The sequence below is a fragment of the Thalassospira lohafexi genome (assembly GCF_002844275.1).
GTDB classification, from domain to species: Bacteria; Pseudomonadota; Alphaproteobacteria; order Rhodospirillales; family Thalassospiraceae; genus Thalassospira; species Thalassospira lohafexi.
Map to the genome: position 1 here is coordinate 23288 of NZ_NXGX01000015.1, position 16522 is coordinate 39809.

Genomic DNA, 16522 nt, shown 5'->3' on the forward strand with positions numbered 1-16522 from the left:
GCAACTAGGGCCATCCGCTCCCCGATCTATCGATCCTCCGCACGAATCAAAAAGCGCCCGGTTTCCCGAAGCGCAATTCTCAAATCTTGCATAAAGTGTACTCCTGCGGTCACCGCAAGTCAAGGATTTGGTTCATCGTCCACACCACCCGGAACTACACACACTCACGGGGAATAAATCATCACTTGAGCCTTTGGCATGTTCCACAACAGCCCGAATACCAACCGCGCCACCATGGCGGGCGGGGCTGTACATCACACGCGGATTGCCTTTGCTGTTCGTGCCAGCATCCGTCTCTATGCGCTCTATCTCGGCAATACGGCGTTCTTCGAGGTGTTTTATCTCTTGCTGCCGTGCATTGACGCAGGGAGAACATTCCTTGGATCGATAAGGCAAAACCGGCAGGGGCGTTTTGTCGATCAGAGCGTTGCGCATCCGCTCGGTATGGCGCACCAATGGCGCATACAGGCTGCGGCCACCGTGGTTGGGACTTTCCTCAATCCATTCCGGCGCGTCGGTCCGCTCGCTGCTTTCCTCGCGCCGGATTCCCACCAGACAAATCGCTTCACAATCTGGATCATGTTCCGCCAGCCACCGGAAAGCCGGTTCGACCTTTAGGGCACCAGTACAGAATTGAAACCGTTTCCCGCCGCCACGCGGCCAAGCCTTCTTGCGCTTAACCAAGGCTTCCATGCCTTCGCTGCTGATCCGATGCGGCGTAAAGCCAAGTTCACGAACCCATTGCTCGGCGATCTGTACGCGAGATTCCCAGAACCCCGCCGCCCAACCAGTGTCAGAATACGCGACATGAACATCTTTCAAGCCCTGCTCATAAGCCCACTGGATCAAGGCCACGCTGTCATTGCCGTAGGAGGCGAAAATCACATGCTGCATCACCGCACCACCTCCGCCACATCATTCAACCACATGCGCAAATACGCCATTCCGGTCAGGTTGTCGCTGCTCTGGATTTTGCCGGTCAGCTTGGCAACCATCTTTGCCGGGGCGACGCCATCGATCACAACAGCTTCAAGGAACATTATGCCAGCCTTGCCGACTGCGCTCTTGATTTTGTGGTACTTGGCCCGTGCATCAAGCTGATCGTCATTCATACCGCTGGATGGTTTGGTTGATGCGCCTCGTATCGCTCTGATTGCAAGTGTTTCTGGGTCGATGCCTGATCGGATTCCGTCAGTTTTTGCGCACATCGCGTAAGATACTTCAAAATCCAACGCTGCCGCCATCTGGTCCTTGGTCAGCTTGTCGCGGTTGAATTGCTCCATCAGCCAATCACGGCCACTGGCCCGCCAGATCATTTGGTTAACGCCTTTATCGCCCGGAATAACTGCCCTTGTCACCCGGCCTTGGTTCATGCGCTCAGGCGTTGGTCGGGTGCCTTGCGCAATGTCGGCTTTCTTTGCTCGCTTTGCCATCTCTGCTCCTGCTCACTCTGTTTCCGACGACTTGAACTTTAGGTTTACGCCATCCTTTACCGCCAAGAGGACCGCTACGAATATCGCCCAACCGCCACCATCACCCCAGTTCTCGAAGCCCAACCAGAGTGCTGTGATGATTGCGAACATCCAGACCGCGCCGAGAAAGAAATCACTCATCACCAATCTCCTACCTGCAACAAGCCGACGCCCAAGAAAGCAAGGCCACAGAGCAAGAACACCAACTTGAAAAACCGCTCGTTCGCCCGCGCCTCCTGCTGCTCTTGATCCAAGAACCACAGCAATGAGAATTTACGCATCAGCCTTCCCTCCGCCCGATAGGCTCCGGCCCGCTGCCGTAGGGGTTGAAGCCGTCGTCGCTTGCGTCCTCAACAATTCTGGAAAGCGGCTTTACTGACCCCGTTTGCCGATCAACATGGATGAGTAATGCGCCATTCTTGCAGAACTCGTCCCAAGCTTGCCAAGCTTGCATGAGGTGATGCGGATTATTCGTGTTCATGCGTCACTGCCCTCCCGGCCATACCACGGTGAAAACAAGGAACGCCAGAGACGCGAAAACGGCGAATCTAGCAATGCGCTCATTGAGTTTGTTCATCACGCACCGCCTTTCAGGGCTTCGCGGGCCTTGATGACGTGCGGCTCTTCTTCCGGGTCCCAGTTGCCGCAATCGCCAGAGGCAGCAAGCTGAACGTATTCTTTCAGGGCCCCATCAAGCGCACCCCGCAGCCGTGCGTTCTCATCGGCGCATTCGTTGTGGAAATCCGTAAACTCGATCATGTCTTTTTCGATGTTCCGACACGCCGAAATAAGGGTGAGGATGTCACCAAACACAAGATCAACCGTTCCTTTGACCGAAAGGTCTTCGCTGCGAATGCTGTGCGACATGATCACGTCGCTATCGTCGAACCCGGACGCATCACAGAACGCCTGCAACCGACGAAGCGATATCGACGAATCACTGATCGCAGCCGCATCAGCCGTCACGTCCATGGGGTTATTCTCCGGGTTTTTCATCTCAAATCCTTTACGTGTCCGATATCACGGTTGGTTTGTGCGGGTTATTGGCCTCGGCTTGGAGTATCGCGTGGCCTATCATTTCGGGGATTTCCGGCACGACAGCGTTCCCGATGGATTTATTTCTGTGTATCCCGTTGGGTATCCCATGACCTGTTCCGCAGTCTCTGGCACTGGATACCGTTGGCCAAGCACAAGGCTGCACCAGTCCTGCCAATTGTTCCTCTCTGGATTTGCTTTGCCACGCCTCGGTGATGTACGCCCTCCCTTGTATGCCGTAGCATTCGGGGTAGGCCATAATCCAAACTCGATCCCGAAGCTGCCTGGCACCAACGTAGGAAGCCGGTATGCAGTGCCATTCTGCATCATACCCGAGCGCGGCCAAGTCTCCGAGAACACGGCCAAACCATCCGCCTCGTTGTTCGCTAGGGCCACTAAGCAGGTTTGTGACGTTCTCCACGATGACGTATCGCGGTTGTAGCTCGCCAACAAGACGGGCAATTTCTGACCATAACCCGCTTCGCTCTGCTGTGATGCCGGCCTGCTTTCCAGCAACGGACAAGTCTTGACACGGGAACCCTCCGCAGATGACTTCAATGCTGATTCCATCTCGTTCCAGTTGATCGGCAGTAAGGGTTCTGACATCTTCATAGATCGGCACCTCCGGCCAGTGTTTACGCAAAACCTTGCGCGGGAATTCTTCGATTTCACAGAAGGCCACGGTTTCGAAACCTCCTGTGCGTTCAAGGCCGAGCGAGAAGCCTCCGATGCCGCTGAACAGATCGAGGACTTTCAGGGTCACATCTTCATCCCCTCACCCGTAGAACGCAGCATTTCCAGAACCCTCGCAGACCGTGCGTCATGCGCTGCCTTTTCCTCGTCGGTGTAATCGGCGTATGACCGGCCTTTGCTTTCTGTTCGGCGCTTTTCGCCCCGGTATGGCGCATTCTCCAGGCATTCAAGCAGTGACTTCCGCATCGAGGCTTCCCGCTCGATCTTCTGGATCACCTCGGCGGCTACTGGTACCCACATCGATGTCTTGTGCCAGTTCCGCAGCGTGTGCAGCACAAGGTCTTTCGGGTATTCCGACAGCCCGTCGATCATTGCGGTGTAGCGCAGATCCCTCGAAGCCTTGCTTTCGGATGCCCGGTCTTTCGACAGAACGCAGTTGGCTTGCAGGAACACATAGGCCTCGGTGATTTCCCGTTGGGCTGCTGGCGCCATGCTGGCCTTCACCTCTGCCACGGCTCTGTCACGTCCAGTACCATCCACTGGACCAACCGACTTGAACCCGGTGACCTCGAAATCAACCGTTGTGACGGGAATGATATTCCGCAGCGGCTTCCAGAAGACCGTCAAAGCCTGATTGGTTTGCACCGGGTCCGCGATATCCATGGTCTTGGTTAGCGTTAGAGCGGTCATAAGCGCCCTCCATGAGTTTGATAAAGCTGCTCTGTTGCAGGAGAAAATCAAAACTGGCCTTCCAGTCGCCAGTGTGCCCGAGCAAAAAAGGACTTCCCCTGATCTTGTCCAGAGCAGCACTCCAGCCTTCAATGCCCCCACAATCTTTCAGGCGGGCTTTCAGCTTGGTCTTTCGCGTTGGGCTGATGACTTGTGCTTTCGAGAGACCACACTCTTCTGCCATGGTGTTGTATTCATCCACGGCGATCTGACATATATCTGGTTCATTGACTGGTTCAGAAGAGTGATAGGTTCTGGTGCTTTCTGGGCCTACAGGGGGTGTGCTTTCTGGGCCTACAGGTGTGCTGTTTCGGCCTACAGGGTGTAGGCTGAGAACATACAGGTTTGAGGTGTTTCCTTTTGGGCCTTTACGGTTCTCTATTTTCAAGAACCCGTCTTTTTCTAAGGCCTTGATATGCTTACGAACAGTGCTTTTATCTATCTCGCAATCGTCAGCGATATATTGATAACTAGGCCAGCATTCGCCGCTGTCGTTTGCATTGTCCGCAAGTTTGATCAGAACCAGCTTGCGGAGTGGGTTGCCGACCTTTGCTTTCATGGCGAGAGTCATTAATGACATGCTCATTCCGCAGCCTCCGCGTCGAACAGGCCGACCTGTGTTTTCTTGCTTGATAGGAACATGTCTGGCTCACGCTGTGCGGCTGAAATCCGCTCGCAGGCGATATCAAAATATCGTTCGCTCTTCTCTATACCGATAAAGCGACGGCCCTGCTTGACGCAGGCAACACCGGTTGTGCCGCTGCCCATAAACGGGTCGAGAATGAGTTGATCCGGATTGGTGAAGTCGTTGATCAGTTCCGCCATAAGACGCCACGGCTTTTCAGTTGGGTGGCGGCGGTCGCGGTCCTTTGCATTGGTGCAGTGGGTGTAAACCCCACGCTTTCCGCCTGCATTCCATTTGGCGTAACCTGTGCCACACCACGCCACGACAAAGTTCTCCGCTCCCATGGCCGGGCCTTGCCCGTTCATCTGTGGCGCAGCGTCCGGCTTTATCCATACACAGGCACGCTTGTACTTGGCGTCACTGGCGTTGATGGTATTCGCCCACCGACCGACACCTTCTGGTGAGCAAAACGCCAGCAGCCATCCCGAACAAATAGCAGCACACTGCGAAACCACTTCGTCGCGGATGTCGTCAATTGCATCGAAATCAAGCGATTGAATCTCTGGCTTGCCATCAGTGCGAAGCTTACGCTGGCTCGCCTTCGCCTTCGCCTGATGCATGATGGCTTCGTATGGCGGATCTGTCATAACGTGATCAACCGGGTCGATGTGCGGCATAACCTCAAGACAGTTGCCGAGATACAGCGTGCAGTCGCCAATTGTTTCGGTGCGAAACTGCATCATTGCGGCAACTTCATTCCGGCCTCGGCCAGAAACGTCATGGAAGGACACGGAAAGCCATTCAGGATGCATACACCGTCATCCCGTACCGATGCGGTTTGGCCGGACATTCCATCGAGAATACGGGCTGCGATGTAATAAGGGTGCGTGCCGGTGTCGATGTTAACGCTCATCGACTTTACTTTTTCGGCCTGTTGGTTTGCCGCGGCGTCTTTCTTTTTGGCTCTTTGCGTGAAAGTGCACACCACTGGAAGGTTGATTCCGCTGCGTGATATCGAAGTGATCGCGCCTTTGCGACTGATGTTGAATCTCTTGGCAACCAACTGGAGGATATCGTCGCGCTCGCGGCCTTCATCCAGAAGACTGTTCACCATGTGGGCAAGGCTCTTGCGCTGTTCATCTGTTAGGCGCTTTGGTTTGCCGGGTTTCGTACTGATGCGCTGCGCCCGACCAAGGCACAGGCCAAGGTATGTTTTCATAGCCCGCCTGACACTTTCCGGGGATCGGCCGATTTTTGGCCCGATGTGATCCGCCAGAGGTTGCCCGACATAGCCTTGCGCGACTGCTTCTGCATGCACCTTACGAAGTTCTTCTATTTCATCTTTGAACCAGTTCGCCATCACACACCTCGCTTCGCATGAACAAAGGCAGGATCGGCGACACCGACAACGCCTGCCGCATTGGTCGCGATCAATTCATCAAGCAGTGTTTCCTCACACCGGGCGCGGCACTTGCTCATCAGGCGAGTGTCATTTCTGGCGCTGGCAGCACGGGCTTTTTTGCAACACTCGGCATATGCTCGGTGTGCCTTCATTGCCTTCGAGAATGCGTCTATTTCGTCAAGGTGCTCTAAAGTCATTCGATTACTCCATCTACAAGTCGGCGCACCTCGACGCGGCCACACCCAATGATTTTTGCGACCTGCCCCTCTGAAAGGACTTCTTCCCTATGGAGTTGGATAAGAGCATCCTGCATGCGCTTCACCTGACCAGTGCCGGACTTGAAGCGTGAATAAGTTCCGCTGTGTCCTCGCTGCCCGTATTTGGCCCGTCTGGTTTCCCATGCGCGTTGTCTATTGGTCATAACAAAACTCCGTTCTGCTCTTTCGCCCAATACATCAGGGCGATTGCATCCGCTTCGTTGTCGTCTTTTGGGGAATGGCCGCGTTTACGTGCGGCATCGATCATGACGTCTTTCTTGGCGTTGCCCTTGCCGGTCGCGTGCTTCTTGATCGTGCCGACAGGGACGCCTTGATAAGCAATGTTCTGTTCTTCACACCACGCAGTTAGATGGGCCATCAGTCCGCCGTAAACGTGCGCGGCATCCGTTCCGATGTGACGACGGACTTCCTCGAAATACAGGGCATCGAACCCACCCTGTATTTGGTGAATTTCTGCCAGCCACTGGCGAAAACGCAGGAACCGCATTCCCCCGCCCTCGAAACGTCCGGACTTAAAATTGATTGTCCCGCTGACGATTGGCAAAGTGCCATCAGCAACAGCCCATCCGGTGGTTGTTCCGAGGTCGAGGGAAAGGATTTTCATAATCAGCCCATCCCCAAAGCGCGTTTGTAGACCTCAAGGATTTGTTCCTGTTCGCTGCGCTCGTGGTCTTCGATTTTGCGCAGGCGGATGATCTCGCGAAGGATTTTTACGTCATAGCCAAGGGCTTTGGCCTCGCCATAAACTTCCTTGATATCCGTCATCAGGTTGCTTTTTTCTTCTTCAAGACGCTCGATGCGCTCGACATAACTGGCAAGTTGATCTGCCTGAATTCCGCCGACTTCGGTCATTGGGTCACCTCGCAATACGCGCTGGCAAAGACCGGTATCCGTCCACGCATGCCGGGGTGCTCAACCTCAATCGCTCCGGGGTGAACGGCGACAACCTTCGCCGTCCCATCAAATCCGTCAGCCAACAGGTATTTCGATGCAGGAATCCCTGCTGATTCCATTTTTTCGCGATAGCTGGGCCAGCCCGCATCTTCTCCTCGCGGCCACGACCCCCAGCAATGCTTGACTTTGTTACCGGGGAGGATGTCCGCCCCATTACAGTCCTTGCTCATTTCTATTTTCCTCAACGGTTTCGGTGTTCATTTTGTTTGCTCGTTTCCGCCAAACTCGGCGGGTGGTGCGGTAAAACACAGCTTCGGCTTTCGGGATGTGGCACTTAGTGCTGTGCAGCCTTATGGCGGACAGGCCCCTGTTTCCCTCCCACCGGCACGCCTTTCGATTGCCAGTTGCCTACACAGGTTCACGCTTGTTCCGCCGCACCTACCCAAAATGCCCCACCCCGTGAGGGGTAAGGGGCTTGTGCTTGAGTTTGGTCTTTGCGCTTCACCAGACCGGCACCATCTGCTGGCGGTGAAGGCGGGTTACTTCTTTCGGAGGGTCAGTCATGGCGGCCTCCTGTGGTTAAGCGGTTTTGTTGATATGAATTACGGTTTGGTCACATGCGCACTCAACCGAACGTTCCAATGCATCCAGCTTGGCGCGCATTTCGGAGATTTCGGCCAACAGGCCATCACGTTCGCGGGTGGTTACTTTGCGGCCACCGTCACCATTCGGGCAGACAGCGAAGCGGCCCTGATCGGCAAGGTCGCCAGCGGCTTTAATCAGGCTGAGAATGTCATCGATCAGATCGCCGCCGACGTGAGCCGGTTTAGACAGCCCGTGGTCCTCAAGGCACCGCTCGAACTGCTTTTGCAGGAACGGGACAAACACAGGGTCGCGACCATCAGCCACCAGTGCGGCGTCAAGATTTGGAATATGCAACGCGCAAAGGTGGTTGGTTGTCGTCGGGTTGCTGTTCTTGCTGAACAGATCGACGGTCACGCCTGTAAATTCCTCAAGACGTAGCGGCGGACGCTTGCAAATCTGGCTGAAAAGGATGCTTTCAAGCGATCCGGGGCGACGGTAATGGGTCATTCCAAAATCTCCGGTCTATTGGAATTTAAGGGCGACTTATTCGGCTGTAGTCTTCATCTTGTCCGGTTGCTCCCCGGACCTGCTCCGCTGAAAAGACCCACGGGGACTAGGGGTCCGGTCCCCGTGGGTAAGTTGTCAGGGAGGATTCACGTCTGGGAGACGTAGGACTCTTCTCAGGGCCCTCGCCAGTTAACCGACTGGCAGCGGATGCCCGGCGAAGGGGTACGGAACGCCGGGAATTCTTTAGGCGGCGGACTTGGGGAACCGTTCGTCTTTTGCGGCTTCCCACGCTGCCGGATCGGAAAATACCGATTGGAATTTCTCGTAAGCTCCGGTGGCACAATCACCACCTTCCTCAAGGCGCTTGAAGAAGCCCCCGTGGTTCATGACAACGCGAGCGAGGTGGGATTTAGAAATCCCCTGCTCGGCGCAAAATGCCTCCGCGTCTTCAATCAGCTTTTCTCGAAGTGTTTTGCTTTCAGTCACCACAGGAATCCTTAATTCGTCCAGTTGATAACCTCAGAATGTGGGAACTTAACCACAATGTCAATGGTAAAAATACCACATGCAAAACAACATGCTTTGTGGGATATTCCCCACATGGAAGAAAATCCTTTATTCACGCGGATTAAAGCCCGCCTTGATGCCTTGAATTTGTCGTCCAATGCCGCCAGCGAAAAGGCGGGTCTGGATCGGACGTTCATTAAGCAAATCGAGTATGGAAAAAAGAAGGGCATGCGCTCAGACAGCGCATCCCGCCTTGCCCGCGTCCTTAAGTGTGATGTCGGCTGGTTGATGAATGGCGAGGGGGATCAATCCCCTACCCTTGCAGACAGCAGCATTAAGGAGACACCGAACGTTAGACTACCCCATTCAAGCGTCGATTTCGTGACCGGACCAAGAGACCTCCCCATAAGAGGGAGTGCGCGTGGCGGGTCAGACGCGTTCTTTCTCGATAATGGGGATATTCAGGGAATGGCACATCGACCAGGAGCACTTGTTGGCGTCAAGAACGCCTTTGCATGCTATATGACCGGGGATTCTATGGAGCCTCGTTATGAGGCTGGCGACCTTCTATATGTAAACCCGATTAAACCGATCCGGCCACGCGACTATGTATTGATTGAGCTGGACGATCACCAAGCCTATGTGAAGCGCCTTGTGAAAAGAACGGCTGACAAAGTAACCGTCGAGCAGTTCAACCCGAAGAAAGAAATACACTACAGCGCAAACCGCATCATTCACATGTATCGGGTTGTCGGGCAGATAACAGAGTAACACCAAAGCACATATCTATCGGCAGACCCCGCCCATGTGGCGGGTTTTTCTTTGCCTGAAATCCAATAACCACATTTATGGTATTTTTCCCACATTTACGCTTGACGTGGTAAAATAACCACATTACCTTATACCTCATCAACAGACGAAACGCGCTTCGGCGCAACATGGTGAGGGCAGTCATGACAGAAGTATCCAAACATACACCGGGGCCTTGGGTTTTTTATGCCGACACCCCAAGCGTCGAACCCAACTGGAATATTATAACGAATGGCTCGCGTCAGTTCGTTGTGGCGAACATCCATATTGAGGCGGGGAATGAGCGTGACGAGGCAAATGCCCACCTGATCGCTGCCGCGCCTGATCTTCTTGATGTATGCAAGGCAGTCTTCGACGACGTTGCCAGCATCGACAACGAGAGCTGTTTGTCGCTCGAAGTTGGTCGCGCACTTAAAGCAGCCATCGCCAAAGCCGAAGGCGGTGCGTCATGACCAACATATTCCCCGGATACGCAGAACGCGAACTCGACCGTACCGGCGCGTACCTCGACAAGATCAACGAAATCGCCGACCGGCTGCTGATGCAGACCTACGACGCTGCTGTCGAGCTCGGAGCCGATTGGGACGACACCGAGTACATGCTCGACGGTCTGAATGACAGCCTTTACGGCTCACTTATTCCGCACCTGATCCGTGTTGAGAACGCGGACGCCGATAACCGCCACACCCTCATGTGCATCGCCAGCCCGCATTTCATTGGGGCGGCGTCGGCTTAACTGACATTCACCGCTGCACCGGGCTTCCGATGCAGTCATGAGTTTCAGCAGAAGGAACGAAGTTATGAGTGAAGCAACAGAACCAGCCTTCCCGCAGCATGACGTAGGCGGTGAAACAAGCTGGCCCGGAATGCCGCTGCGATACTGGTTTGCGGGCAAAATCATGCCTTCGATGATTACGCTATACGAGGGCGATCATTCCAAAGCCGCTGAATACACATGCAAAGCGGTTGATGACTTGATTAGAGCGCTGGAGGTCAAATCATGACCCGCACAAATCCCGAACAAGCCTGTCGCAAATATCGTGAAGCCGCCAGCCTTGGTGACATTGGTTTCGATGTCGAAAAGCTGCGTGAGCTTGGCTGGAAATGCGGGCCGATAGACCCGAAAGAGGTTCAAGAGCCGCGCCGTTATGCCGATTTTCGCCGCTATTTCGTGCCCGCAAGCCTGCTGATTTGCGCGTTTGTCGTGGTCGGGTATTTCGCGCCTGAGATCGTTGAGATGATCCCGTTCTTTGATGAGGTAAAGCCATGATCTGCCAGTCCCGTCTCGCAATCGAAGCCCGTGTCGTGTGGCAGCGTTCAAAAGACCTTCTGACCACTGACGACCCGGCAAAGCGCATGGCGACAGTAAACGCCATCAGCAACGACATTTACACCAACCGGATCAAGCACCCGTTGACGGTCCAGCTTGAACGAACGGCCTGCCATATCAGTTCGGAGCGGGTTATCGCGGAAGGTGCAGCATGATGTCCCTACTCCACCGTATCACCCGACCTTGGCGGAAACGCTGGGCGCATTGGAAGGTTATTCAGTCATGAGTGAAGTTAACAAAGACATGTTGAACGCGCTGCGCAACGGCGAGCAAATGGACTTTGATGGGATCATGGTCAAGGTGTCGCGCCAGGCATGCGTTGAAGGCGCCGACCTACTCGAAACCCAAGCCGCCTTTATCAGCGAACTGGTTGAGGCGTTGGAGTTGATGATGTCAGACCGCATGAACGGACCAGATAGCGCCAAGATATGGCTTCAATCCCGCGACGCACTAACCAAAGCCAAGGAACAAATGAAATGACCGAAGAAAGCAAGCAGGACGGTCCATGGCAAATCGTCAAAACAGGCGAAATCGCTCACATCCCCGGATGGGGAACTGTTGAAGTCCACAAAATGGAGAAAGTTGATGAACAAGGACATGACCGGCCACAACAACCCGCCCAGCGCCATTGATGAACTTGAACAGGTTGCAGGCGACCTGTACGCCGAGGCCAATAATTGGGCGGACGGAACCGAAATCGCCGACGACGAGCAAGCCGGTGCAGTAAGCGACCTGATCAATATGATCCGCGACCACACCAAGAAGGTTGAAGGCAACCGAAAGGCCGAAAAACAACCACACATGGACGCAGCCAAGGCGGTTGATGAGACGCACAAGCCGATCAAAGAAAGCCTCGACCGTGCTGCCGGAATTCTGAAAAGCGTCTTGCTGAAATGGCAGACCAAGAAGGAAGCCGAGCAACGCGCCGAAGCGGAACGTCTGCGCAAGCTGGCAGAGGAAGAAGCCCGCAAAGCCCAAGAGGCAATACAGCAGCGCGAAACCCTCGAAGATGCCGAGCTTGCCGAACAGCGGGTCAAGGAAGCTAAGCGGCTTGAGCAGCAAGCGAATGCAGCAGCGAAGGCCAACGCCAACAGTAAAGGCTCAGTCGGTCGTGCAGTGTCAATGCGCACCAAACACGTTGCCACAGTGACAGATTACAAAGCCGCCGCTGGGTGGCTCTGGCAGAACCGACCCGGATGCTTCAGCGAAACCATCGAAAAGCTGGTTCAGCAGGAAGTGAACCGCAAGAACCACTCAATTCCGGGTGTCGAAATTACGGAAGAACGGAGCGTAGCATGATCACCTATTCTGATAATATCGTCGAACTGTCTGTTGCTCTATGTGCGGCACAGGCCGAGATCGAGAACGTTGCCAAAGACAAGAAAAATCCGCACTTCAAATCGGACTATGCCAGCTTGGCAGCGGTCCTTGACGTTGCGCGCCCTATTCTTGCAAAGCACGATATTTCTCTGATTCAAGCGCCCGGAGATGGCGAAGGCGGATCAATCGTCGTCGAGACAATGTTGCTCCACAAAAGCGGGCAGTGGATCAAGTCTGACATTAGCTGCGTTCCAAACAAGAATGACGCGCAAGGTATTGGTTCTGTCATCACTTACCTACGCAGATATTCCGGGTCGTCTATGACCGGGATTGCACAGACTGATGATGATGCCAACGCCGATATGAAGCCCCCACAGAACGACACAGCAAAGGCGAAAAAACCAAAGCAACAACCTGCGGCTCCAGATATGTCGATCAAAGCTGAAAACCCGCAGCAATGGGCGGAAGGCTTCCAGTATCGGCTGAACCAAATGAACACTGTGCAGCACGTCAACGACTTGGAGGCCTACCAAAAACAGTGGCTTGATGAACTTCAGAAAGAAGACACTCAGCTTCATCAGATGTTGCAGCAGGCCATCAGCAAGCGGCGTAATCAGCTTGCGCAGGCACCGGCAGACCATCCGTTTAGCGGTCAGGCTGCATGACCCAACGAGCAAACCAGAAGATCCGCAATTCCGCCCGAGGCAAGCCCTGCGCACTGCGACTGCAATGCTGCAACGGCAACAACGAAACGACCGTTCTCGCGCATATCCGCAAGTTCGGTTGGGCCGGGATAGCGCAGAAGCCGCACGACCTGTTGGCCCTCTATGCATGCTCAAGCTGTCATGACGTGATGGACGGTCGGGCAAAGGGTGAATGCGAAGACGCGGACATTCTCCGCGCACATGGTGAAACGCTTATGTCGATGGTCCGTGAGGGGCTTGTCGAGGTGAAAGGAGCGAAGGCATGACCAAGCAATCCGTAATCCTGCGCACCCAACAAAACAAGGCATACGCCGCTGGCCTGCTATCCGGTGTCGCGCTTAGTGATGCCGAGCCGATGGTTATGGAGATCAAGCCATACCGTCGCAACCGATCAGCAGAGCAAAACGCCTTTATGTGGGAATTCCTCACGCTGGTATCCGAGGAAACCGGGCACACAAAGGACGAACTTCATACCATGTGCAAGCACCGCTGTCTGTTGCCGATCTTGCTGGCAAGCGGCCACGAGGAAGTTTGCAAGACCATCGGCGCAATCGACGAGATCAAACGCGCCGGGATGGAATCACAGGCCCGTGTCGCCTTCGACATGCTGCTGGATCACATCAGCACAACTTGGCTGAACGTCAAGCAGATGACCGAATACCTGAACGACATACAGGCCTTTATTCGCAATGAGCATGGCTTTGTCATGCCTTATCGGGAGCAAGCAGCATGACTATTTGGCCCCGCCGTGATCCACGGCTTTATCACGTATTCCGCCTACCAGACGAACTACCAGAAGGTTACTGCTTTGGTGGTGGCAAGCCCTGCTCATTCACATTGGTTGACTGGTTCGGGCTGCCCCCTGCCGGGATGTTTGATGGCGAACTCACCAATGACGATATCGCCAAGTTCTTGCGCGAAAAGGATTACTACAAGCAAGGCGGCAATTTCGTCGTGATCTGCAATGACGGTCAGGCATTCACGCTCGAAGGAGGTCAATCATGACTGATGCAATCAATTGGTTGAAAGCGTTGTTCTGTCACCTGTTTCATTCAAGCTGGATCATTACCCAAAACAAGAACGGCGAAGTTGACTGCCGCTGTGCGATTTGCAGCCAGGAGGGCGATCAATGCTGATGAAAGTATCAGAACTTGAAGGCCGGGCGCTGAATTGGGCTTGCGCCTTCCTGCTGTGGGGAAGCCCGTGGTCTGCATGGGACAAACGCAAAGGCGGTTACTTTTGGGAGGGCCACCATTCGTTTCCGGGCATGTGGAGTATATCTGCCAAATCAGGCCCAATAGGTGACAAAGAGTTTAATCCATCAGGAAATTGGGCGCACACAGGAATACTGGTTGACGAGTTCCGACTTACGATCCGTGACTTGCGCCACTATGCCGAAGGCAAGTTTGTGGTTTCGTGCGAATACACTGGTGAAGATGACGACTACACAGTTGAAGCGCAACCAAACAAAGATGCCAAGATCGCGATTTGCCATGCCGTTTGCATGACTGAGAACGGCAACGACGAAATCGAAATCCCCGACGAACTGTGCGGGGTGGCGGTATGAGTGCGAAAAAGAAGCACGGTGACGTTATTGAATGCGTCGGATGCAAAGGAGCGGGCATTCCGAAGAACAAGGCGTATGAGGAAAATCTCAACCCTTGGTGCATTAAATGCGGTGGGTCGGGCAAGCGTAAAGTTTGTCTTAACATTGGGTGCCAAGAATTTGGTTGTGAAGGACATGGTTATTGCGAGGTATCAAGATGACCCAACGTAGAGCAGTTGTGCCGTTGATCGACACAAACACAGATGCAGCGGGATGCACCGAAACTGAAATAGGAGGCGTTTATTCTTTTGGCGGTGACTATTTCATTTCGTCGTTTGGGTCTGGAAAACTCTCCAAGGCGGACGTGGAGAATGCGGCGCGGGCAATTTGCGAACTTTTCAGCATCCCGCCAGATGCGCCGCTGACAAACAACCCAGAATGCACAGTCTCGGCTCTGGAAGGTCAGATCACAACGGTCATGGCAGTAGCCGAAGCTTTTGGCCTAGAGGTGGAGGGTTGAATGAGCAAGGCAGTTTCTACCACTTACGATGTGCGCTTTGTTAATTCGTTCGAAGAATTTGAAAAGCCGCTTGAAATCAGATTTGCATGCCAAGATCCCGATGATGTGAAGAATGTTGTTTCTGCGCTGGCAGCTTTCTACACCGGCGATCCATGCGAATGTTTCATCAATGGTGAAAATGCGGTTCTCGACAAAGATTGGGGACTTATGGAGGTGGAGGGCTGAATGGTCGCAAGAAAACTTCCAGAATTCGTCCCTGATCCTCGTTACTGGACTGATTGGCAGCTTGCGCGTCACCTTGGATGTACACCAAACACGATGCATCGAAAAATAGCCAAGCTTGACGGATTCCCTAAAAAAGACCCAGACTTCGGGTGGGATAGCGTTGCTATAGAAGCATATCTTAACCGGCGATCCGGCCTAACAACGGCCCTTAGTGAGGAATCGCATAGCGTGGATGATATTTGCGATGGTCTTAGTCGAACTTCCCTACGTGAATTCATACACCAGCAAGGGTAAGGTTTATGCTTACTATCGCAGGGATGGACAGAAAGTGCGGATAAAGGGTTCTTTTGGGTCCGATGAATGGCTCCAAAACTATCGAGATATCCACCGGAGCTTTGAAACCAGCACTCAGGGTTCCATCAAAGGATCGGTCCACGATCTTATAACGCAATACAAAAGCAGCCCGAGCTTCAAGCAATTAAGACCCCGTACTAAGAAGGAATATCAACGATTTTTGGACAAGATAGGCAAGATTTGTGGGCCTAAGCATGTCACATCTATCAGCCGCCGTCTGGTTCTGAGCATCCGTAATGCCGGGGCAGACACGCCACGAGACACAAACAATCTGCTGACCACGCTTCGCCTGTTGATGCAGTTTGCTATCGACATGGAGTACGTGACGGTCAACCCTGCATCCCGGTTCAAACGGCTGAAAGAGGGCGATGGTCACAGGCCGTGGGAAGAATACGAAATTGACCAATTTCGTGCTTGCTGGGAGTTGGGCGGGAAAGAACGTGCAGCGTTTGAGTTGCTTTTAAATACCGGGCAAAGATCAGGTGACGTTCGAACCATGACCCGCAACCATATCCGGGCGAATATTGTTTCTGTAGTCCAAAGCAAGACAGGAAAGAGATTGGATATTCCAGTAGCGAACCGCTTGAAAGATTCGCTAGATGCATGGTTGCCGAACACCAACAGCATGAACCTTGTGCCGTCACCTATGGGCATGCAGATGGACGCAACTGCATTTTCGAAGTTTATGCGTAAAGCATATCGGGCTGCTGGGTTGCCGGACGATTTCACGTCACACGGCGGGCGTTATGCAGCGGCAACGCGCCTCAAAGAACTTGGCCTAACATGGGAGGAGATCGCGGATATTGTCGGCCATGATACAGTAGCGATGGTGCAGAAATATACCCGGCAGCGCAGAAACGCGAGAATGGCTATCGACAAAATAAACAGAGCCGATCAAGGCGGCAAAGTGACTAACCTTTCACGAGGCAGTGACTAACTTATTTTGATACAAACAGGGAACATATGACAACCAACTGATATTGTTT

Annotated in this window: 33 protein-coding genes; 18 read left to right on the forward strand and 15 right to left on the reverse strand. The window is 53.7% G+C overall.

Features of this window, described 5'->3' with window-relative positions; all coding sequences use genetic code 11:
* Positions 1 to 132: 132 nt before the first annotated feature.
* The 15 genes from COO92_RS21395 to COO92_RS21470 all read right to left on the reverse strand — a co-directional run bounded on the left by COO92_RS21395 (position 133) and on the right by COO92_RS21470 (position 8706).
* Positions 133 to 894, reverse strand: a complete 762-nt coding sequence (locus COO92_RS21395) for a phosphoadenosine phosphosulfate reductase domain-containing protein (protein WP_101304964.1) — start codon at positions 892 to 894, stop codon at positions 133 to 135.
* Complete coding sequence (locus tag COO92_RS21400) at positions 894 to 1433, reverse strand: hypothetical protein (RefSeq protein WP_101304965.1); 540 nt, start codon at positions 1431 to 1433, stop codon at positions 894 to 896. Before COO92_RS21400 ends, COO92_RS21395 begins: the two co-directional genes overlap by 1 nt.
* 12 nt (positions 1434 to 1445) lie before the next feature.
* Positions 1446 to 1613, reverse strand: a complete 168-nt coding sequence (locus COO92_RS22155) for a hypothetical protein (RefSeq protein WP_165792423.1) — start codon at positions 1611 to 1613, stop codon at positions 1446 to 1448.
* 139 nt (positions 1614 to 1752) lie between these two features.
* Entirely contained in the window at positions 1753 to 1953 is a 201-nt protein-coding gene (locus COO92_RS21405) for a hypothetical protein (RefSeq protein WP_101304966.1), read from the reverse strand.
* A gap of 95 nt (positions 1954 to 2048) precedes the next feature.
* Positions 2049 to 2468: a hypothetical protein gene (locus COO92_RS21410; protein ID WP_133125107.1), complete on the reverse strand. Its 420-nt coding sequence runs from the start codon at positions 2466 to 2468 to the stop codon at positions 2049 to 2051.
* 10 nt (positions 2469 to 2478) lie between these two features.
* Positions 2479 to 3270, reverse strand: coding sequence for a DNA cytosine methyltransferase (locus COO92_RS21415; protein ID WP_101304968.1), 792 nt, complete (start codon positions 3268 to 3270; stop codon positions 2479 to 2481).
* Positions 3267 to 3890, reverse strand: a complete 624-nt coding sequence (locus COO92_RS21420) for a hypothetical protein (protein WP_133125108.1) — start codon at positions 3888 to 3890, stop codon at positions 3267 to 3269. The genes COO92_RS21415 and COO92_RS21420 overlap by 4 nt, the downstream gene beginning before the upstream one ends.
* Positions 3775 to 4515, reverse strand: coding sequence for a helix-turn-helix domain-containing protein (locus tag COO92_RS21425; protein WP_101304970.1), 741 nt, complete (start codon positions 4513 to 4515; stop codon positions 3775 to 3777). The genes COO92_RS21420 and COO92_RS21425 overlap by 116 nt, the downstream gene beginning before the upstream one ends.
* Positions 4512 to 5297: a DNA-methyltransferase gene (locus tag COO92_RS21430; protein ID WP_133125109.1), complete on the reverse strand. Its 786-nt coding sequence runs from the start codon at positions 5295 to 5297 to the stop codon at positions 4512 to 4514. The genes COO92_RS21425 and COO92_RS21430 overlap by 4 nt, the downstream gene beginning before the upstream one ends.
* The gene (locus COO92_RS21435) at positions 5294 to 5773 is read right to left on the reverse strand and encodes a hypothetical protein (protein WP_133125110.1); all 480 of its coding nucleotides are present in this window, start codon (positions 5771 to 5773) and stop codon (positions 5294 to 5296) included. Before COO92_RS21435 ends, COO92_RS21430 begins: the two co-directional genes overlap by 4 nt.
* Positions 5774 to 6373: 600 nt before the next feature.
* Positions 6374 to 6838, reverse strand: coding sequence for a crossover junction endodeoxyribonuclease RuvC (locus COO92_RS21450; protein ID WP_206186456.1), 465 nt, complete (start codon positions 6836 to 6838; stop codon positions 6374 to 6376).
* 2 nt (positions 6839 to 6840) lie between these two features.
* Positions 6841 to 7086, reverse strand: a complete 246-nt coding sequence (locus tag COO92_RS21455; RefSeq protein WP_101304975.1) for a DUF2312 domain-containing protein — start codon at positions 7084 to 7086, stop codon at positions 6841 to 6843.
* Complete coding sequence (locus tag COO92_RS21460; RefSeq protein WP_101304976.1) at positions 7083 to 7358, reverse strand: hypothetical protein; 276 nt, start codon at positions 7356 to 7358, stop codon at positions 7083 to 7085. Before COO92_RS21460 ends, COO92_RS21455 begins: the two co-directional genes overlap by 4 nt.
* A 349-nt stretch (positions 7359 to 7707) precedes the next feature.
* Positions 7708 to 8220, reverse strand: a complete 513-nt coding sequence (locus COO92_RS21465; protein WP_101304977.1) for a hypothetical protein — start codon at positions 8218 to 8220, stop codon at positions 7708 to 7710.
* Positions 8221 to 8463: 243 nt separating this feature from the next.
* Entirely contained in the window at positions 8464 to 8706 is a 243-nt protein-coding gene (locus COO92_RS21470) for a hypothetical protein (RefSeq protein ID WP_101304978.1), read from the reverse strand.
* Positions 8707 to 8763: 57 nt separating this feature from the next.
* Here COO92_RS21470 and COO92_RS21475 point away from each other — a divergent pair, with 57 nt between their 5' ends.
* From COO92_RS21475 to COO92_RS21550, 18 genes are all read left to right on the forward strand, one after another.
* A complete protein-coding gene (locus COO92_RS21475) occupies positions 8764 to 9498 on the forward strand; it encodes an XRE family transcriptional regulator (RefSeq protein WP_101304979.1) in 735 nt (244 codons plus the stop codon).
* Positions 9499 to 9680: 182 nt separating this feature from the next.
* Positions 9681 to 9989 carry a hypothetical protein gene (locus tag COO92_RS21480; protein ID WP_101304980.1) on the forward strand — a complete coding sequence of 103 codons (309 nt, stop codon included), beginning with the start codon at positions 9681 to 9683 and terminating at the stop codon, positions 9987 to 9989.
* Positions 9986 to 10273: a hypothetical protein gene (locus COO92_RS21485; protein ID WP_101304981.1), complete on the forward strand. Its 288-nt coding sequence runs from the start codon at positions 9986 to 9988 to the stop codon at positions 10271 to 10273. The genes COO92_RS21480 and COO92_RS21485 overlap by 4 nt, the downstream gene beginning before the upstream one ends.
* Before the next feature lie 64 nt (positions 10274 to 10337).
* Entirely contained in the window at positions 10338 to 10541 is a 204-nt protein-coding gene (locus COO92_RS21490) for a hypothetical protein (RefSeq protein ID WP_101304982.1), read from the forward strand.
* Positions 10538 to 10807 carry a hypothetical protein gene (locus COO92_RS21495; RefSeq protein WP_101304983.1) on the forward strand — a complete coding sequence of 90 codons (270 nt, stop codon included), beginning with the start codon at positions 10538 to 10540 and terminating at the stop codon, positions 10805 to 10807. The genes COO92_RS21490 and COO92_RS21495 overlap by 4 nt, the downstream gene beginning before the upstream one ends.
* Positions 10804 to 11022 (forward strand): hypothetical protein, encoded by a 219-nt coding sequence (locus COO92_RS21500; protein ID WP_101304984.1) that lies wholly within the window; start codon positions 10804 to 10806, stop codon positions 11020 to 11022. The genes COO92_RS21495 and COO92_RS21500 overlap by 4 nt, the downstream gene beginning before the upstream one ends.
* Positions 11012 to 11347 (forward strand): hypothetical protein, encoded by a 336-nt coding sequence (locus tag COO92_RS21505; RefSeq protein WP_133125111.1) that lies wholly within the window; start codon positions 11012 to 11014, stop codon positions 11345 to 11347. The genes COO92_RS21500 and COO92_RS21505 overlap by 11 nt, the downstream gene beginning before the upstream one ends.
* Positions 11344 to 11499 (forward strand): hypothetical protein, encoded by a 156-nt coding sequence (locus COO92_RS22160; RefSeq protein ID WP_165792424.1) that lies wholly within the window; start codon positions 11344 to 11346, stop codon positions 11497 to 11499. Before COO92_RS21505 ends, COO92_RS22160 begins: the two co-directional genes overlap by 4 nt.
* Positions 11453 to 12166 (forward strand): hypothetical protein, encoded by a 714-nt coding sequence (locus COO92_RS21510; RefSeq protein WP_101304986.1) that lies wholly within the window; start codon positions 11453 to 11455, stop codon positions 12164 to 12166. Before COO92_RS22160 ends, COO92_RS21510 begins: the two co-directional genes overlap by 47 nt.
* The gene (locus COO92_RS21515; RefSeq protein ID WP_165792425.1) at positions 12163 to 12852 is read left to right on the forward strand and encodes an ERF family protein; all 690 of its coding nucleotides are present in this window, start codon (positions 12163 to 12165) and stop codon (positions 12850 to 12852) included. Before COO92_RS21510 ends, COO92_RS21515 begins: the two co-directional genes overlap by 4 nt.
* A complete protein-coding gene (locus COO92_RS21520) occupies positions 12849 to 13157 on the forward strand; it encodes a nuclease domain-containing protein (RefSeq protein ID WP_101304988.1) in 309 nt (102 codons plus the stop codon). The genes COO92_RS21515 and COO92_RS21520 overlap by 4 nt, the downstream gene beginning before the upstream one ends.
* Complete coding sequence (locus tag COO92_RS21525) at positions 13154 to 13624, forward strand: recombination protein NinB (protein ID WP_101304989.1); 471 nt, start codon at positions 13154 to 13156, stop codon at positions 13622 to 13624. Before COO92_RS21520 ends, COO92_RS21525 begins: the two co-directional genes overlap by 4 nt.
* A complete protein-coding gene (locus COO92_RS21530) occupies positions 13621 to 13896 on the forward strand; it encodes a hypothetical protein (protein WP_101304990.1) in 276 nt (91 codons plus the stop codon). The genes COO92_RS21525 and COO92_RS21530 overlap by 4 nt, the downstream gene beginning before the upstream one ends.
* Positions 13893 to 14027 (forward strand): hypothetical protein, encoded by a 135-nt coding sequence (locus COO92_RS22365; protein WP_276307578.1) that lies wholly within the window; start codon positions 13893 to 13895, stop codon positions 14025 to 14027. Before COO92_RS21530 ends, COO92_RS22365 begins: the two co-directional genes overlap by 4 nt.
* Positions 14021 to 14458 (forward strand): DUF2591 family protein, encoded by a 438-nt coding sequence (locus COO92_RS21535; protein ID WP_101304991.1) that lies wholly within the window; start codon positions 14021 to 14023, stop codon positions 14456 to 14458. Before COO92_RS22365 ends, COO92_RS21535 begins: the two co-directional genes overlap by 7 nt.
* 196 nt (positions 14459 to 14654) lie before the next feature.
* The gene (locus COO92_RS21540; protein WP_101304992.1) at positions 14655 to 14957 is read left to right on the forward strand and encodes a hypothetical protein; all 303 of its coding nucleotides are present in this window, start codon (positions 14655 to 14657) and stop codon (positions 14955 to 14957) included.
* On the forward strand, positions 14958 to 15182 hold the full coding sequence (locus tag COO92_RS21545) for a hypothetical protein (protein ID WP_101304993.1): 225 nt from the start codon (positions 14958 to 14960) through the stop codon (positions 15180 to 15182).
* Positions 15183 to 15426: 244 nt separating this feature from the next.
* Positions 15427 to 16473, forward strand: a complete 1047-nt coding sequence (locus COO92_RS21550) for a tyrosine-type recombinase/integrase (protein WP_165792426.1) — start codon at positions 15427 to 15429, stop codon at positions 16471 to 16473.
* Positions 16474 to 16522 lie beyond the last annotated feature (49 nt).

Coding starts and splice junctions, on each gene's coding strand:
- COO92_RS21405 (WP_101304966.1), bottom strand. CDS start 1,953: ATGAACACGAATAATCCGCATCACCTCATGCAAGCTTGGCAAGCTTGG.
- COO92_RS21510 (WP_101304986.1), top strand. CDS start 11,453: ATGAACAAGGACATGACCGGCCACAACAACCCGCCCAGCGCCATTGAT.
- COO92_RS21425 (WP_101304970.1), bottom strand. CDS start 4,515: ATGAGCATGTCATTAATGACTCTCGCCATGAAAGCAAAGGTCGGCAAC.
- COO92_RS21435 (WP_133125110.1), bottom strand. CDS start 5,773: ATGAAAACATACCTTGGCCTGTGCCTTGGTCGGGCGCAGCGCATCAGT.
- COO92_RS21500 (WP_101304984.1), top strand. CDS start 10,804: ATGATCTGCCAGTCCCGTCTCGCAATCGAAGCCCGTGTCGTGTGGCAG.
- COO92_RS21420 (WP_133125108.1), bottom strand. CDS start 3,890: ATGACCGCTCTAACGCTAACCAAGACCATGGATATCGCGGACCCGGTG.
- COO92_RS21400 (WP_101304965.1), bottom strand. CDS start 1,433: ATGGCAAAGCGAGCAAAGAAAGCCGACATTGCGCAAGGCACCCGACCA.
- COO92_RS21430 (WP_133125109.1), bottom strand. CDS start 5,297: ATGATGCAGTTTCGCACCGAAACAATTGGCGACTGCACGCTGTATCTC.
- COO92_RS21450 (WP_206186456.1), bottom strand. CDS start 6,838: ATGAAAATCCTTTCCCTCGACCTCGGAACAACCACCGGATGGGCTGTT.
- COO92_RS21540 (WP_101304992.1), top strand. CDS start 14,655: ATGACCCAACGTAGAGCAGTTGTGCCGTTGATCGACACAAACACAGAT.
- COO92_RS21475 (WP_101304979.1), top strand. CDS start 8,764: ATGTCAATGGTAAAAATACCACATGCAAAACAACATGCTTTGTGGGAT.
- COO92_RS21520 (WP_101304988.1), top strand. CDS start 12,849: ATGACCCAACGAGCAAACCAGAAGATCCGCAATTCCGCCCGAGGCAAG.
- COO92_RS21495 (WP_101304983.1), top strand. CDS start 10,538: ATGACCCGCACAAATCCCGAACAAGCCTGTCGCAAATATCGTGAAGCC.
- COO92_RS21490 (WP_101304982.1), top strand. CDS start 10,338: ATGAGTGAAGCAACAGAACCAGCCTTCCCGCAGCATGACGTAGGCGGT.
- COO92_RS21410 (WP_133125107.1), bottom strand. CDS start 2,468: ATGAAAAACCCGGAGAATAACCCCATGGACGTGACGGCTGATGCGGCT.
- COO92_RS21460 (WP_101304976.1), bottom strand. CDS start 7,358: ATGAGCAAGGACTGTAATGGGGCGGACATCCTCCCCGGTAACAAAGTC.
- COO92_RS21465 (WP_101304977.1), bottom strand. CDS start 8,220: ATGACCCATTACCGTCGCCCCGGATCGCTTGAAAGCATCCTTTTCAGC.
- COO92_RS21535 (WP_101304991.1), top strand. CDS start 14,021: ATGCTGATGAAAGTATCAGAACTTGAAGGCCGGGCGCTGAATTGGGCT.
- COO92_RS21485 (WP_101304981.1), top strand. CDS start 9,986: ATGACCAACATATTCCCCGGATACGCAGAACGCGAACTCGACCGTACC.
- COO92_RS21545 (WP_101304993.1), top strand. CDS start 14,958: ATGAGCAAGGCAGTTTCTACCACTTACGATGTGCGCTTTGTTAATTCG.
- COO92_RS21480 (WP_101304980.1), top strand. CDS start 9,681: ATGACAGAAGTATCCAAACATACACCGGGGCCTTGGGTTTTTTATGCC.
- COO92_RS21525 (WP_101304989.1), top strand. CDS start 13,154: ATGACCAAGCAATCCGTAATCCTGCGCACCCAACAAAACAAGGCATAC.
- COO92_RS21395 (WP_101304964.1), bottom strand. CDS start 894: ATGCAGCATGTGATTTTCGCCTCCTACGGCAATGACAGCGTGGCCTTG.
- COO92_RS21550 (WP_165792426.1), top strand. CDS start 15,427: ATGGTCTTAGTCGAACTTCCCTACGTGAATTCATACACCAGCAAGGGT.
- COO92_RS22160 (WP_165792424.1), top strand. CDS start 11,344: ATGACCGAAGAAAGCAAGCAGGACGGTCCATGGCAAATCGTCAAAACA.
- COO92_RS22365 (WP_276307578.1), top strand. CDS start 13,893: ATGACTGATGCAATCAATTGGTTGAAAGCGTTGTTCTGTCACCTGTTT.
- COO92_RS21530 (WP_101304990.1), top strand. CDS start 13,621: ATGACTATTTGGCCCCGCCGTGATCCACGGCTTTATCACGTATTCCGC.
- COO92_RS22155 (WP_165792423.1), bottom strand. CDS start 1,613: ATGAGTGATTTCTTTCTCGGCGCGGTCTGGATGTTCGCAATCATCACA.
- COO92_RS21515 (WP_165792425.1), top strand. CDS start 12,163: ATGATCACCTATTCTGATAATATCGTCGAACTGTCTGTTGCTCTATGT.
- COO92_RS21455 (WP_101304975.1), bottom strand. CDS start 7,086: ATGACCGAAGTCGGCGGAATTCAGGCAGATCAACTTGCCAGTTATGTC.